The sequence below is a fragment of the Hymenobacter sp. NBH84 genome, assembly GCF_014217645.1.
Taxonomy (GTDB): domain Bacteria; phylum Bacteroidota; class Bacteroidia; order Cytophagales; family Hymenobacteraceae; genus Hymenobacter; species Hymenobacter profundi.
In genome coordinates, this window is the sequence record NZ_CP043644.1 from 4,481,875 (window position 1) to 4,496,316 (window position 14,442).

Here is a 14,442-nt window from a genome sequence, read left to right on the forward strand (position 1 = left end):
CGTCAAACTCACCATTTCACAACTTCACAATTTCACCCTTTGACCTCTCTCGACGAGTTATTTGCGCAGCTGCGCGTGGCCACGGCACCAGCCGAAATTGAGGCCCTGCGCAACGGAATCTGGCAGCTGTGGCTGACTACCGGCGAGCAAGCGCTAGACAAGCAGCTAGAGGCAGGAATGCGGGCGCTGGCCGCCGAGGAGTACACGCGGGCTATTGCCTGCTTTACGGAGTTGATTACTGCCCGTCCCGATTGGGCCGAGGGCTGGAACAAGCGCGCCACCGCCTACTTCATGCGGGGCGAGTACCGCGCTTCCCTAACCGATATTGAGGAAACCCTACGCCGTGAGCCGCGCCACTTTGGGGCGCTGAGCGGCTGGGCCATGATTCTGCGCCAACTCGGTCATCACCGGGGCGCGTTGCATGTGTTGCGCCGCCTCGAAGCACTGTGTCCGCAGTGGCCCGGCTTGCAGGAAGATCTACGCGACCTGCGCGACCAACTGGACAGTTGAATCCCTGATTAGCAAGGTTTTTGTCTGCTGCAAGAAAATTGTATATTTCCTGCAAAGGCGAAGCATGTTCTATGAGCGCTAAATAGGCTATAAGGCTATGTATTTGTTATTTTGGTTAGAATTAGTGAGTAATCAAATGTTGCAGATATAATAAATAATATAATTATTATTGGTTTATACTAGTGCTTTATCCAGTCCTGCCTACTCTGTTCTCATCTTCTCTCCACCCATATTCTACCCATGAAAAAAAAGCTACTATACGGATTCCTCTTCCTATTGCCTAGCCTTTCGTACGCGCAACGCCTACGCGAAACGCAGTGGGAGAAAGGCATGATGGACAAAGGCGAAAAGGTAGGCGTATGGGAATATTACGCCTACAACCGTGCTGGCACCCAGCTAGTAGTGCAGAAATACGACCATACTGAGCGCAAACTATTGGAGTACCGCCCGCTGAGCGATGTGCCCTACCGTGCGGAGCTTATGCCCGGCAAATGGACCGCAGTGCATCTCGACCGGCAGCCCATGTTTCTCGGGGGAGATGCCCGGTTGGCGACGTACACCGCCAAGCTGAACTACCCGCAGGCTGCTCAGAATAAAAAGCTACAGGGCCGTGTGCTCATTTCCTTCGTGATTGATACGCTGGGCCAAGCCAGCAATTACCAGATCATCCAGAGTGTGGGTGGGGGCTGCGATGAGGAAGCCCTGCGGGTGTGCCGCACGATTCCGAACGAATGGCTTCCGGCCCGGAAAAATGGCCGGTCGGTGCCAGTGGTATACGAGTTGCCATTCGTGTACAAGCTACGCGAGTAACGCGGGGTGCTGGCTGTTGCGGTAGTCAACTTGGGGGCGCCAATCTGCGTACATGCGGGCATGATGCTACTTCGTACGCTAAGCAAAACCGTGGCCCTGGTGGCCCTACCCCTCAGCCTGCTAACTGCCTGCGACAGCACGCCCCGCGAGCGGCAAGCTGCCCTGGAAAAAGGTGTGAACAGACTGGATACTATAGCCGACCGCGCCGGCAACAAAATAAACGCCGCCGCCGGCCGTGCCGCCCGCTACGACTCTGCCTCCCGCGTTCGGAACCGCCAGCCCCTCGACCCCGCCGCGGAGGCCACTTTCACCACGCAGTTGCTGGGCACCTACGCAGATATTGGTGCTCTAACGGCTACTACTATTGAGCCCGCCTACACGCAGTTTTTGCAGCAAGTGCGTGCCCAGCGTCGCGCCTGGACCCAGCGCGATTGGGATTACGCCACGGCCATCTACCGCCGCCTCAACGAACAGTTTCGGGCAGTGCGCCTGGATGTGAAAGGCCGCGACGAAATCCATATCCGGGCGCTGCAAACCGAGTTTACGGCTCTGGAAACCGGCCGCGACGTGAAAGACATGGGCGAAGCCGTGGGCAATAAGCAGTAGGTTGAGCCTGGCATCTCGAATCCTTGGTTGGTAGGCTATTCCGATACAATGCGAGGCATAGACTACTTACTGACCTCTCTACCTTACTTAAAGCCTCGCCATCTGACGAGGCTTTTGTGTTGAAATCACAGTGCTTGTTGCTCATGATGCATTTCCTGTCTGCGCGTTTCGTAGTGCTACTGTTTTGGCTGCTCCCCTTGGCAGCCCCGGCGCAGCAGTTGATTGAAAGTGTTACCACCGTACCCGCCGCCGACCAATGGCTGCAACCCGGCGACCAGCTGCAAGTGCGTCTCAAGGGTAGGCCTGGGAGTCGCGTTACGTTCTACCGCGGCCAGCGGCTCACGGAGCTGCCCAACCAGCGCGGTACCTACCAGGCAACGTACGTGGTACAGCCCGGCGATACGCTCGCTAATCGGCCCATCACCTTTCAGCTGGTGGCTACTGATAGTACCCGCGCCACAGCCACCAGCAAAAACCGGGTGCGCCTGCTGAACCTGAACGAGCCCCAACTGGCACAAACCACGTCCAACCTTTCCTACCTCAACTACGGCCTAGGCGAAGACCGCCTTGGCGGCGCCAAAATGGGCTACCTCGACTCAGCCGTGGTGCTGCACCTCACGGGCAGGGTAGGCAACCTCTACCGCGTGCGCCTGGCCGAGTCCCAAACCGCCTGGATACCGCAAGAGCAGGTGCAGCTACTGCCGCCCGGCGGCTTCGTGCCTACCTCGCTCACGGGCTCCTGGGACGTGCGCGGCGACTCTCTGTTCGACTACGTGCGGGTGCCACTCACGGCCCGCCTACCCTACCGTTCCCAACTCCTCACCAACCCTACCCGCCTGGAGGTCGATATTTTTGGGGCCACCTCGAACACTAATTGGATAACCCAGCGCGACGGTCTGCAAGCCCTCGGTGATGTGCACTACGAGCAGGGGGCTCCCGACGTATTTCGGTTGGTGCTGTTGCTGAAGCACGCACAGAGCTGGGGCTACCATATTGGCTACAAGGGAAATATATTGGAAATACAAGTGCGCCGCCCGCCCGCCAAGCTTCGGCTGCGCGGGTTGGTGGTGGCCATAGATGCTGGCCACGGCGGTACCAATGTGGGTGCCGTGGGCAGCACCGGCGCCCGCGAAAAAGACCTGACCCTGGCCATTGCCCGCCAGCTACAGCAGGAATTGGAGCGACGGGGCGCCCGCGTCGTCATGACCCGCACCGACGACGCCAGCCTCGAAATCAGCGACCGGGTGCGGCAGCTGCGGCGGGCGCGACCTAATTTGTTGGTCAGTATTCACGTCAATTCCTCCGGCAATACCGCTACGCAGGGCACCAGCACTTACTACCGCTACGTGGCGTTTCGGCCGCTGTCGGAGGCGCTGTATGGGCAGATGCGCCGCACCGGCCTGCGCGGCGCCGGCAACGTGGGCAGCTTCAACTTCGGCCTGAACGGCCCTACCGAATATCCCAACGCGTTGGTCGAAACAGCCTTCGTGTCCAACCCCGAGGACGAGCGGCGTCTCATCGACCCCAAATTTCAGCAGGGAATGGCGGTGCGCATGGCCGCGGGCGTGCAGGAATTTGTGCGCGGTACGCGGGCCAAGGGATTGAAAGGATGGTTGTTTGGAAAACCAGCTGTGCAGTAGTTCATCAAGGCTTCATATGACTATATCTATTTAGCAAAAAATAATCGTGTCAAATTGATTTTGGCGCGTAAAAGCAGCTATTTACTGCTGCGTAGCCAATGCAATAGCCCGTTAGAAGCGAACTGGTTGCGGCACTTCATCTCCTCTTATCACCCAAATTCCTACCCCTCGTATGGCAGAAACTTCTCTACTGGACCGCAGCCGCACCATAGCTGGCCCGGGCTACAACCGCTGGCTGATTCCGCCTGCGGCGCTGGCTATCCACTTGGCTATTGGGCAGGCCTACGCGTTCAGCGTGTTCAACAAGCCGCTGGGCTCCCTCATTAGCGGCGACCCTGCCAACCCCGCCCCCGACGACTGGACCCCCGGCCAGATCGGCTGGACGTTTTCTATTGCCATTGTGCTGCTGGGGCTCTCGGCGGCCGTGTTTGGCAAGTGGCTGGAACGGGTAGGGCCGCGCAAAGCCATGATGGCCGCTTCCCTGTGCTTCGGCGGTGGCTTTTTGATTGGCTCGCTGGGCGTGCACCTGCACTCGCTGGCGCTGCTGTACCTGGGCTACGGCGTAGTGGGCGGTATTGGGTTGGGCATTGGCTACATTTCGCCAGTTAGTACGCTGATTAAGTGGTTTCCCGACCGCAAAGGCGTGGCGACGGGCATGGCCATTATGGGCTTTGGCGGCGGCGCCATGATTGGCTCCCCGCTGGCCGTGGCCCTCATGGACCACTTTAAAGGTTCGGCACCGCAAGGTGTGGCGCCTACCTTCATTGTGATGGGCATTATCTATCTGCTGTTCATGCAGTTCGGGGTGTGGACCATCCGGGTGCCCGCCGACGACTGGGCGCCGGAGGGCTACGTGCCCAGCACCGAGCATGACGCCATGATTACGACGGCCAACGTATCGGCCGATAACGCCATCAAAACGCCGCAGTTCTGGCTGCTGTGGGTGGTGCTGCTCACCAACGTAACGGCCGGTATCGGCGTACTCGAAACGGCTTCGCCTCTGATTCAGAATACGTTCTCGGATGCGGCCATGGGCGCGGGCCGGGGCGTAACAGCCGCCGCTGCCGCGGGTTTTGTGGGGCTTTTGAGCTTGTTCAACCTGCTCGGGCGCTTCTTCTGGTCGTCGGCCTCCGATAAGCTGGGCCGCAAAACCACCTACGCCATCTACTTCATCCTAGGCATCATCCTGTACGCCTTCATCCCAACGCTGGGAGCGGGCCTGCAACTAACACTGTATGTGGTGGCTGCTTGTATAATTATCAGCATGTACGGCGGCGGCTTTGCCACTGCACCAGCCTACCTCTCCGACCTGTTTGGCAAGTACCAGGTAGGCGCTATTCACGGGCGCTTGCTCACGGCCTGGAGTACGGCCGGGGTACTGGGGCCGCTGATTGTGCACACCCTCAGTGAGCACGCCAAAGAGCAGAATCTGGCAGGCGCCGCCGCCTACCAAAACGTATTCTACACCATGGCTGGCGTGCTGGTGGTAGGGCTGCTGGCCAACCTGGCCGTGCGCCCCGTAAAAGAACAGTACCACGAGAAAGGCCCTGTTACGATTGAAGCCGGCGGCCACTAAGCTGGCCCTCACCTTATACTTTTCTTCCTGACGATATGGACTCACGAAACACTTCCGCCCCCGAAACCGCTTCGAGCGGTGGCGCCCTTGTCCTAGCCTGGCTTTTTGTTGGGGTACCCCTGCTTTGGGGGGTTTCCCAGACATTTATCAAAGCGCTGGCCTTGTTTAATAGCTAAGCTGCTGATCAACAGACAACAAAAAGCGCACTCTCTGGGTGCGCTTTTTGTTTAGCTAAGTAGAATGGTCGTGCGCTGTGCACAACTTCCTCCTGGGCTTTTCTGTTATTTGCTGCCGCTTCGCACCCCACCACTATGGCCTCCGTTGTTCCTTCTGCCGACCGCATTATTCTGTTGGCCTCTTTCCCTGATTCTATTGCCGCACACCTGGCCAAAAGCCGCCTCGACGCGGAGGAAATTCCCTGCTTCGTAAGCAACGAAAACCGGCCCTACGGCCCTATTTCGGGTGGGGTGCGCCTGCACGTGCGCCAGCAAGATGCCGAGGCGGCGCGCACGGCCTTGCTGGAAGAAACCGTGCCCATGACCATCCTGCCCGACCCTGATACGCAGGAGGGCACCGCGCTTACCTGTGCCCGCTGCGGCTCCCCCGACATTGCCACCACCGAGGTGCGCCCCGGCGCCCCCACCGCATCGCGCTTTTTCACCCGCTTGATCTATTCCCTGCGCGGCATCCGTTACCACTGCTTTCATTGCGGCTATGAGCTGCGAGAGGAATAGCTGACCGTTGTGCTGAGTGAAAGTGACGCATTTCACAAATAAAAAGTCCCCGACTACTTTCCGTAGTTGGGGACTTTTTATTTACCTGCGAACAGAACGACTAGTTCTTGTCGGCGCGGTTGATGAAGAAGATGGCTACACCAGCAATGGCCGCGATGCCTAGTACCAGTTGGGTGGAAGTGAACTTCTGCGCGGATTTCTGAAGCAAGCCTGCCCCGTTCTTGAACAGGTCCTCCATGTGTTCATGGTCGCCCTGAAATACATGGTAGGCACTTTCAAACGTGCGAGCAATGTCTTCGGGAGTGATTTTGTCTAGAGATTGGATGTCGTTGGCCATAGGAAAGAGTGGAGAGAAAGTTACGGGAAATCAAGTGGCACGCCAGTAAAAGCGCTACCGATACTCCTACGGGAAAAAGGCGGCGCGGGCTGCCTCTTTTTGTTGATTTTTGCTGGTAAAAAGAAAAAGCTCCGCCGAATGGCGGAGCTTACTAGGCTATAGGAAGGTCATTTTCTATTCGTACACCTTCACTACGAAAACGTAATTCTGCAATTTGCGAATCTGCTGCGGGCGGGAGGTGCCGGTCAGCAGATTGGTGCGGGGCAGCGTAATATCGTGCGATACAGTAGCCGTTTGCAGCGAGTCGACGAGGCGGGTGAGGTAGGACGACTTAGTGGCGAACGCTGCGCTCTGCACATCCGACTGCTTGCCGCTGACAATACCAATCAGGTTGCCTCGGTCGTCCAGCACTGGCCCACCGGAGTTGCCGGGGTTCACCGGAATCGAAATCTGGTAGAAGCCCGTGTCGCCCTCGAAGCCCGAGCGGGCGCTCAGGGAGCCATCGTTAAACACCAGGTCCTCGCGGGGGTAGCCCAGCGTATACACCCGCTCGCCCAGGTCGGCGGTGGTGCGCTTGAAGGAGTAAGGCAGGCGGCCGAAGCCGTGGAAGTCTTTATCGACGATGCGTAAAATAGCCAGGTCGCGGGCCACATCGGTGAATACCGGCTCGGCGTGGTAATGGTCGTGCGTGCGGCTCTCCACCAGCAGCGAATCGGCGCCCTGAATAACGTGGTAGCTGGTCACCAGGTAGCCGTTGGGCGACAGCGCGAAGCCCGTGCCGCTGAACTTGCCAGGGTTAATATCTTCGGCCTTGGTTTCGTCGATCTGCGTGATGGCGCGATTCATGGCCCGCTGCGTACGCTTGATGCGCTCCACCTCGCGGCGCAGCATGGTGTAACCGTAGGTAGGAGCCGGTTTTTGGGCGGCTTTCCACCACTCAATACCCAGCAAGGTGCCAAACACCGCCATAATGGCTACCGAAGCGGCTACGGCAATAGTGGCGCGGTGGCTACCCCAGAACTCGCGCAGCGTGCGCTCTATCCCAGAGATATGCATCGTCGGCATCAGCGGGTTGCCGGTCTGGTAGGTTTCTTCGGCGGTGGCTTCGGCGTCTAGCGTGGCTTGGAAGGCTTGCAGCTTGCGGCGCGTACGCAGTCGTTCGCCGTAGCCGCGCAGGGTGCCGTTCAGTAGGTCAAAATCGGTGAGCTGCTGGGCAAAGCTAGGGTCGGCGGCGAGGCGGCGCTCCAGCTCCTGGCGGGCAGGCGCAGCCAGTTCGCCGGCTCGGTAGGCCTCAAATAGCGCGTAATAATCAGCTTCAGTTTTCATATAGAAAGCGGCTGGGTTAGGTCCGCCGGGGCAATAGGGTGCAGGCTGCTAGAACGATTCTTCCTCCTGATAGTGGGTGAAAAACAGCTTTTTCAGGCGCACCAAACATTTATATTTCTGATTCTTGGCGTTGTCGGCGTTGGTATAGCCAAACTCCGCGGTAAGCTCCTGCATGGACTTATCCAGCAAGTAAAAACCTTCGAGTAGCGAACGGCAGGGTTCCCCAATGCGTTCCAGCGCCTCGCCCATCATGGCAAACCGCCGGTCGCGCTCCTGGGCTTCGAGCAAATCCTGCTCGGCGCCCGTTTCGAGGTAGGGCTCGTGGTCGGAGAGACTACCGCCAAAGCGGTTTTTCTCGGCCAGCCGCTTCAACCACAACCGGCGGCACACGGCGTAGAGGTAGGTCTTAATCTGGCAGCTTAGCTCCAACGAGCCGTCGCGTACCTTCTCGTAGAACACCATCACGCCCTCCTGATACACATCCTTGGCCTCGTCCTCGGTACCGCTGTTTTGCTGTATCAAGTGAAGAACCATGGGGAGGTGCAAGCGGTAGAGCTGCGCCAGCGCCCGGTCGTCGCCCTGGCGGATGGCCGCCACGAACTCTGCATCGGTGTAGGAAGGAAGTCCCTTACCCATTCGCTATACTTCTTGTTTTAATACGGATGGGGCTCTTACGTAACCCATCAAAAATAAATATTCTCAACTCGGGTTACTTTTCTTCGAAGCAGGGATTAAGAGCGTTTTCAGACGAAAAATCAACCCAACCCCAAAGATGAAAAACCTACTGAAAGTATCTGCCCTGGCTATCGTATTCGCTGCTGGCCTCGCTTCGTGCGAGTCGAAGCCTGCTGAAACCACGACCACGACGGAAACTACGACCACCGAGACGGCGCCCATGATGAGCAACGACTCGACCTCGACGATGGAAGGAACCGCTCCGATGGCTGATTCGACCTCGACCATGTCGACTACTACCACCACGGCTGAGTAAACCATACTATTTGCTGGCGTTGTACCCACAACGCCAGCAAACGAAAGGTCCGTATCTTCCTCCGGGAGGGTACGGACCTTTTTTGTTGTAGCCTACCCAAGCAGGCACAAAAGTAGCGGTTACGTAGGAAAGCGGCCGGGCGAGCGGTGAGGTGCTACAGCTTTTCCTCCAGCCAGAGCGTGCCCGCCGCCAATACAAAGAGGGCCACAAACCAGCCTACTGCCCACGGCTGCCGGGTAGTAGTGGGGGGGAGGTTGTTGGGTGCTACAGCAGTCGGCGCCTGGTAGGCTTCGCGCTCCGTAGCCTGCCAGGCAGTGGGCGCAAACACGTAGAACCACTGCCGGGTAGCGCCGGGGCCCTGCACCTGGTGCCAGCCCGCGACGGTGGGCCAAAACTGCCCCGTAGACCACTCCGGCAGGCGCGTATCCTGCTGCATGGGTAGGCGGACGGCTGGTTGCTTAGCTGTGGTAACAATGGGCAGCGTAGCCGGAAGCGTGGCCGATTCTAGGCGTAGAGTAGTAGGCTGATGTGGGCGGGGCCAGGCATCTACCACTTGCCACTGCGCTGCCACGGGCACTGGGCGGGCCACCGCGGCCAGCAGGCGACTCCAAAAAGCCGCATAGCCAGCTGTGTTAGTCGTTTGCAGCTGCCAAGGGTAGGTGGCGGCCAGCGTGCTGACTACCACGTGCCCTAGCCCTACCCGCGTTACGCCCACCACCGGGCGTTGGCGGGCGTCCGTAACCAGGGCGGTGCTACCTGCCTGGAGCCGCAGCTCGGCAGCGAGCGGGGCGGCCAGCGAGGCCGGCGCATCGGGCCAGCGCACGGGCTGGGGGAGGTCGGCGCCGGTGGGGCGGGGCAGCAGGCTAAAGGCGGCGCGACCGGGTAGGGCGCGGGGTAGGGCGCCCGGCTCGGCTAGTAGCAATAAGCCCAAGCCTTGGTTTTGTACGGCCGCGCGCATGGCCTGGGCTTCGGCGGGCGCGAGGCTGGTGAGAGTGCCATTGTCGGCTATTACCACATCGTAGCGAGCCAGTAGGGTAGGCGATAGGCGACGCAGGTCGTGGGTTGGCTGGTTGAGGAAAGCTGTCTGGGTGAGGCCTTTGCTGACTTGCGTGCGCAGCGCCACGCGGTGTTGCTGGGTGCCCAGGTAGTTTTTGAGAAAGTTGAATTCGAAACCGGGTGTGGTGGTGAGTAGCAGTACGCGTAAAGGCGCTATTGCCATTACCTCCACGGGCACCGTCTCGCGGGCTACGACCTGCGTGCCGCGCCGCGCCCACAACTCGTACTCGGCCAGGCCAGTAGCTTTGGGTAGGTAGCGAAGCTGAAAAGTGCCGCGCCCATTTTTTAGCTGCACCGAGTCGCGGGTTTTGCCGGCGGCGCGCAGCCCTACCCACACCGGCGCTTTATCTGCGGTGGCCGCCGCAAAGGAGCCATTCAGCTGCAACGTTTTCCCTAGCGCCACCTGCCGCGCCCACTGCGCCGCCCGAAAGCCAGCCACTGCCGCGCCACCGTGCCGAATCAGGTGAAGCGAGTCAGCAACAGAGGCGGCATCTGAGGGCAGGCCCCGCCCCAGCACGTGCAGCTGCCGGAGGTGGGGCAACTGCTCGCGCAGGGCTACTAGGCTGTGCAGGGTAGGCGTGTCGGGGGTAGGGGCCGCGCCGTAGCGCCACAGTTGGGTGCCCGTACCCAACTGGCGTAACAGGGCTTGCAGCGAATCGGGTTGGTAGCCGGGCATCAGTAGAATGGCTTGCTGCCGGCTGCCGGGCACGGTGCGGGTAGGCGGGTAGGCTATCAGCCACAAAGCGGCCGCGGCCACCCAGCCCGCTACCAGGCGCAAGGCCAACCGTTGCCGGTTGGGACGGCGCCAGGCGGCCACGCTCAGCCCAACAGCCAGCAGCAGACAGAAGATGAGCAGCGCGTAGAAAAGAAAGTTTGGGGTGAAGGCAGACAAGGAGCTGAAGTAAAGACAAACAATCAAACCAAATAATAAGGCGGCACTACGGCTGACCCAACGCTTGCAAGTAGCGCCGAGCCAGGCGGTTGGGCGCAGGAGCAGGGGTAGGCGCGGAAGTAGGGGTAGGCAGTAGGGCCGTGAGGGCACGCTCCACTACAGGTAGGCAATCGGGGCAAGGTACCGGCTGTCCAGCACGCAAAGCGGCGCTGAGTTGGCGCAGGTCACGCAGGGCGGTGAGGTAGGCGCCGGGACGTTGCAGGGCGGCCTGGGCCAGCGGCGGTCCGGCGCGGTCGAGCAAAGCGGCATCGGCAGAGGCGGCAGATTGGCCGCGACGCAAGCGACTCAGTAGGCCCAGGGCAGCCCGCACGGCTGGTTGGGAGGCCGGCGCCGCCACATCGGCGCGGCGCTGGGGTGTGGCAGCGCCTTCTAGCTCGCCCGTGAGGCGAACCGTGGCTTCGGGCATGGGCGGCGGGGTGTAGCCGGCTTTTTTGACGTAGACGCGGGTTTGCTGCTGCACTTCTTTCAGCAGGCGCAGGGCCTTGTACTCGTAGGGTAGGGCCTCGGCGGGACGAGCGGTGCGCAGGCGCAGTTCGGCTTCCCACATCTGACTGAGCACCACGCTGAGCTTGGCTTTCACGGCCGGCTCCAGGAAATCGGCGGTTTCGGCGTCGTCGTGCTTGTGCATGTAGGGGTCCATGAGGGCGGCCGTGGTTTCCAGCGACGACGGGTTGGCGTTGGTTGACGGGGCTCCGTGCTCATGGCCGTGGTCATGGCCGTCGCCCTCGTGGTGCTCTTCCTTTTCGCCTTCGGGTAGGGCGTTGGCCTGGCCGATGCTTTCCTCAAATTCCTCGCCCATAAACTTACCGTAGCGCATACGCAGCACCTTTTGGTCGTGCCCAATGTCGTTGGCGCGACTGGCAAATGTGGACTGATCCAGTCCTTTGCGCTCCAAAAGCAGCTTTTCCGTATCGATAATTACCTGGCGCTGACTGCGGAAGTAGGCCGGCACCACGTTCACACCCAGGGAAATATCGGCCCCGGAAGCGTCGATGGTGGTGTCTTCCCACTGCACCAGGTAGGTGTCGGTACGGGCCATTTGCCGGTGGTTGTCCCAGGCCTGCACGTAGAAATATACCTCGTCGCCGTAAGTGAGACCCAGCTGGCGTAGTTGCAGGGTGTAGGTAAGCTGGTGTTGGGTAGGCTGACCGCGCAGCTGAGCGCTGAGGTCAGTGGCTACTTCCGTAAACTTCACCGCCTCGCCTTCGCCCTTGGCCACAGTAGCTACCAAGCGGGCCCGACTCAGACCGTAGTCGTCGCGCACGGTTACGCGCACGCCCACCTGCGGCTTCTGCCCAAATTCTACCAGGGTATAGGGTTTCGGTGTGATGAGTTGGAGGGTAGGTGCCCGGTCAGGAATGACTTCAATGGCATAGTCCTCAGAAGTTTGTCCTGCAAACCGCAGCCGGTAGAGCACCGAACTGTTCACTACTTGTTCAGCCTCAAACGCCAGCGAATCGTCGGCCACGGGCCGTAGCGGTACCCGCTGCTTGCCCAATTCCAGCACCGGCGCGGCGGCGCGGCGGCTCACACGTACCCGCCACCGTACCCGCGACCCGGCCGGCGCCTGAAACGACGGTTGGGCCGCCGCAAAACCTGCCCGTCGCGTGTAGACCGGCGGCGTCACCAGCAGCTTCAATTCCTGAATACGTGGGGCCTTGGCTGGCGCCGGTTTGCCCACAAACCGCAAGGGTACGACGGGCGCCGTGGCTACCGTGGCAACTGGCTGTGCGGCCGGCGAGGGTAGGAACCAACACACGCCGGCTACCACCAAAAATAGGCCGGTAAGCAGTAACGACGTGCGCCATGGTGTGTGCAAAAGCGCGGGGGTAGTGGCAGTCAGCGCATCGAGGCGCTCGGCTACGTGCTGCTGCTGTAGTTGCTCTAGTAGGTTGAGGTCGGGGGTAGGGCGCAGGAGCAGCCCGGTGCTGTCTTCTAGTTCCGCAAACTCCCGGTCGAGGCGGCGGGCCAGTGGCTCGGGCTGGAATTGCCACAAGCGGATCAGCCACACTACCAGTGCTATAACGCCCACGGCTAGCAACACTAGCAAGGCTGGCCCCGCCTGCGGCCACCGCTCTGCGGTTACCAGCGCCGCGCCGCTAGCCGCTAAGAAAGGCAGCAGAATCTGTACTGTGCGGCGGCTGGCGTACGAACGCGCCACGCGGCGCAACAGACCTGGCTCAACGGCGGCAGAAGTTACGGAAATGCTCATACGGAAGCAGTAGCAGTGAGAAGACGCCCGGCAGCACGCCCGGATAACAACCGTTCCAACCCAAACAGCAGCACGGCCGCTAGCACCACCCACGGCCGCAAATCGGTAGCGGGCGGAGCATCATCAGCTACGGAAACAGCCGCAGCGGCTGGCGCGGCCGTGGTCAATAGCTGGTGCGGGTCGAGGGTGCGCTGATCGTGGGCAAGCAAGCGGGTAGGCGCTACGGGCGGCTGGAGCAGTGGCAGCAGCAGTCCCGGCAGGGCCGGACTTTCGCCCAACGCGCTCCAGCTTGGGTGCAGCCGGGTGCGAAGGTCATACAACGTGCCCGCACCCAGCGCCTGCCGGACGAGCAGCGGCCGACCCGCAGCATCTTGCCACACGGTTTCGGCCGCCGCCACCGTCAGCGAATCAAGACGCCGAATGGCAACGGCGGTTTGCGTGTTAGTAGGAATGAAGGTGCTACTGACGGCCCGGCCGGCCCCGCGCCCTACCCGCCACACCTGCGTACCCGGCACGGCTGCTTGTTGCCAGGCAGCGGGCAGCGGCGCGTCTTTCAGCCAGATAACCACATCGGGCAGCGGCCCGGCAGGCGCTTGGGTAGCGGCCGTAAGTTGCAGCGGAGCCACCAACCCGACGGAGACAGCCTGCACCGCCGCCCGCCAATAGCGGGCCTCCAGCGCATACGCGGCATCCGTGAGCAGCCACGCGCGCACCGGCGTAGTGCGTACCGGTACGATGGTAGAATCAAGTGTGCGCAGTTGGGCGCCGTTGGCTGTGGTTTGGTAGGAAATACCCGGTAAGCCCGTCACCCGCACGGAAGCGCCGTTGGCAGGGCGTCGCACTGTCAGGCTGCGGAAGGTGCTGGCTTCCTCGGTGCTACGGCCCACCAGCAAGCGTAAGCTGTCGGTGCCAACCAAGGCCGCAGCCTGTAGCCAACGGGCCGAATCAGGGGTAGGAATCAATTGCCAGCGCAAAGTGGCGGGTAGCGCCGGGCGTGGGCCCTCAAACCGCCGCAACGCCGCCGTCGAAAATACGCGGAGTGGTCGGTTGGGGAAGGAGTCGGCGGCTTGCTGGGCGCGCATCCACAAGTTATCAGCTGGAAGCAATGCCCGGAGCGAATCGGTAAGCGAAGGGGTAGGCGAGGCCAAGCGCGCCCAGGTGCGGGCCGGCACCCGCGGAAAGCCGCGCCGCAGTTGGCGCAACTCGTAGCCTTGCTGGCGCAGCGAATCGATGCCGGGGCGCACGGCGGCTAGGGCCGATGAGGCCAGCAGGTCGGGACTCAGCAGCACTTGTCCCCGCACGGGCGGCGTGGGCTCCTGCCAGCTCAGCCCTGCCACAGCCAGCGCCAACACGCCCACCAATGCGGACCGCAGCAGAAACAACAGCAGTTGCTCAGGATTCAGGCGGCGCAGACGGCGGTTGGCGGCCGTTTCCAGCCAGCGCAGGCTGCCTACCTGCACCACCCGGGCAGGGCGCCGGTTCCAGAGGTAAACCAGCAGCGGCACCAGCACCCCCAGCAGCGCCAACAGGCCGGCCGTGGGGTGCAATACGTGAAACGCTGATAGGGGCAGTGCAAGCATGAGGCAAAAGGTAGGGGCGCCTGGCAGGCGCCCAGTGATACGCAGGCGGTTGTAGGGGTACAGACTGTTGCGTTTCCGCTTAGGGAGCTCGGTGTGGTGTGTGCATCAAAGG

Annotated in this window: 13 protein-coding genes; 7 read left to right on the plus strand and 6 right to left on the minus strand. The window is 61.0% G+C overall.

What is annotated here, in order from left to right:
* The first annotated feature begins 39 nt into the window (after window positions 1–39).
* The 6 genes from F1C16_RS18780 (at window position 40) to F1C16_RS18805 (ending at window position 5,876) form a co-directional block, all read left to right on the plus strand.
* Window positions 40–510 (plus strand): tetratricopeptide repeat protein, encoded by a 471-nt coding sequence (locus F1C16_RS18780; protein WP_185282123.1) that lies wholly within the window; start codon window positions 40–42, stop codon window positions 508–510.
* A gap of 276 nt (window positions 511–786) precedes the next feature.
* Window positions 787–1,320 carry an energy transducer TonB gene (locus F1C16_RS18785; protein WP_185282124.1) on the plus strand — a complete coding sequence of 178 codons (534 nt, stop codon included), beginning with the start codon at window positions 787–789 and terminating at the stop codon, window positions 1,318–1,320.
* A 60-nt stretch (window positions 1,321–1,380) separates the two neighbouring features.
* Complete coding sequence (locus F1C16_RS18790) at window positions 1,381–1,926, plus strand: hypothetical protein (protein ID WP_185282125.1); 546 nt, start codon at window positions 1,381–1,383, stop codon at window positions 1,924–1,926.
* Window positions 1,927–2,069: 143 nt separating this feature from the next.
* On the plus strand, window positions 2,070–3,566 hold the full coding sequence (locus F1C16_RS18795) for an N-acetylmuramoyl-L-alanine amidase (RefSeq protein WP_185282126.1): 1,497 nt from the start codon (window positions 2,070–2,072) through the stop codon (window positions 3,564–3,566).
* A gap of 172 nt (window positions 3,567–3,738) precedes the next feature.
* A complete protein-coding gene (locus F1C16_RS18800) occupies window positions 3,739–5,142 on the plus strand; it encodes an OFA family MFS transporter (RefSeq protein ID WP_185282127.1) in 1,404 nt (467 codons plus the stop codon).
* Between the two features lie 311 nt (window positions 5,143–5,453).
* Complete coding sequence (locus F1C16_RS18805; RefSeq protein WP_185282128.1) at window positions 5,454–5,876, plus strand: DUF2007 domain-containing protein; 423 nt, start codon at window positions 5,454–5,456, stop codon at window positions 5,874–5,876.
* A 100-nt stretch (window positions 5,877–5,976) separates the two neighbouring features.
* On the opposite strand, the gene F1C16_RS18810 is transcribed toward F1C16_RS18805, so the two are convergent.
* The 3 genes from F1C16_RS18810 to F1C16_RS18820 form a co-directional block, all read right to left on the minus strand.
* A complete protein-coding gene (locus F1C16_RS18810) occupies window positions 5,977–6,213 on the minus strand; it encodes a hypothetical protein (protein WP_185282129.1) in 237 nt (78 codons plus the stop codon).
* A gap of 174 nt (window positions 6,214–6,387) precedes the next feature.
* The gene (locus F1C16_RS18815; RefSeq protein ID WP_185282130.1) at window positions 6,388–7,539 is read right to left on the minus strand and encodes a serine protease; all 1,152 of its coding nucleotides are present in this window, start codon (window positions 7,537–7,539) and stop codon (window positions 6,388–6,390) included.
* A 48-nt stretch (window positions 7,540–7,587) separates the two neighbouring features.
* Window positions 7,588–8,175: an RNA polymerase sigma factor gene (locus F1C16_RS18820; protein WP_185282131.1), complete on the minus strand. Its 588-nt coding sequence runs from the start codon at window positions 8,173–8,175 to the stop codon at window positions 7,588–7,590.
* 136 nt (window positions 8,176–8,311) lie between these two features.
* Here F1C16_RS18820 and F1C16_RS18825 point away from each other — a divergent pair, with 136 nt between their 5' ends.
* Complete coding sequence (locus tag F1C16_RS18825) at window positions 8,312–8,530, plus strand: hypothetical protein (RefSeq protein WP_185282132.1); 219 nt, start codon at window positions 8,312–8,314, stop codon at window positions 8,528–8,530.
* A gap of 154 nt (window positions 8,531–8,684) precedes the next feature.
* Here F1C16_RS18825 and F1C16_RS18830 read toward each other — a convergent pair whose 3' ends face one another.
* The 3 genes from F1C16_RS18830 to F1C16_RS18840 are packed head-to-tail and all read right to left on the minus strand — an operon-like array spanning window position 8,685 to window position 14,330.
* The gene (locus F1C16_RS18830) at window positions 8,685–10,478 is read right to left on the minus strand and encodes a hypothetical protein (protein ID WP_185282133.1); all 1,794 of its coding nucleotides are present in this window, start codon (window positions 10,476–10,478) and stop codon (window positions 8,685–8,687) included.
* 46 nt (window positions 10,479–10,524) lie between these two features.
* The gene (locus F1C16_RS18835) at window positions 10,525–12,750 is read right to left on the minus strand and encodes a DUF4175 family protein (RefSeq protein WP_185282134.1); all 2,226 of its coding nucleotides are present in this window, start codon (window positions 12,748–12,750) and stop codon (window positions 10,525–10,527) included.
* Window positions 12,747–14,330: a BatA domain-containing protein gene (locus F1C16_RS18840; RefSeq protein ID WP_185282135.1), complete on the minus strand. Its 1,584-nt coding sequence runs from the start codon at window positions 14,328–14,330 to the stop codon at window positions 12,747–12,749. The genes F1C16_RS18835 and F1C16_RS18840 overlap by 4 nt, the downstream gene beginning before the upstream one ends.
* Window positions 14,331–14,442: the final 112 nt, after the last annotated feature.

Excerpts from the sequence above, each read along its gene's own strand:
- F1C16_RS18790 (WP_185282125.1), top strand. The coding sequence starts at position 1,381 with ATGATGCTACTTCGTACGCTAAGCAAAACCGTGGCCCTGGTGGCCCTA.
- F1C16_RS18795 (WP_185282126.1), top strand. The coding sequence starts at position 2,070 with ATGATGCATTTCCTGTCTGCGCGTTTCGTAGTGCTACTGTTTTGGCTG.
- F1C16_RS18800 (WP_185282127.1), top strand. The coding sequence starts at position 3,739 with ATGGCAGAAACTTCTCTACTGGACCGCAGCCGCACCATAGCTGGCCCG.
- F1C16_RS18805 (WP_185282128.1), top strand. The coding sequence starts at position 5,454 with ATGGCCTCCGTTGTTCCTTCTGCCGACCGCATTATTCTGTTGGCCTCT.
- F1C16_RS18810 (WP_185282129.1), bottom strand. The coding sequence starts at position 6,213 with ATGGCCAACGACATCCAATCTCTAGACAAAATCACTCCCGAAGACATT.
- F1C16_RS18815 (WP_185282130.1), bottom strand. The coding sequence starts at position 7,539 with ATGAAAACTGAAGCTGATTATTACGCGCTATTTGAGGCCTACCGAGCC.
- F1C16_RS18820 (WP_185282131.1), bottom strand. The coding sequence starts at position 8,175 with ATGGGTAAGGGACTTCCTTCCTACACCGATGCAGAGTTCGTGGCGGCC.
- F1C16_RS18825 (WP_185282132.1), top strand. The coding sequence starts at position 8,312 with ATGAAAAACCTACTGAAAGTATCTGCCCTGGCTATCGTATTCGCTGCT.
- F1C16_RS18835 (WP_185282134.1), bottom strand. The coding sequence starts at position 12,750 with ATGAGCATTTCCGTAACTTCTGCCGCCGTTGAGCCAGGTCTGTTGCGC.
- F1C16_RS18840 (WP_185282135.1), bottom strand. The coding sequence starts at position 14,330 with ATGCTTGCACTGCCCCTATCAGCGTTTCACGTATTGCACCCCACGGCC.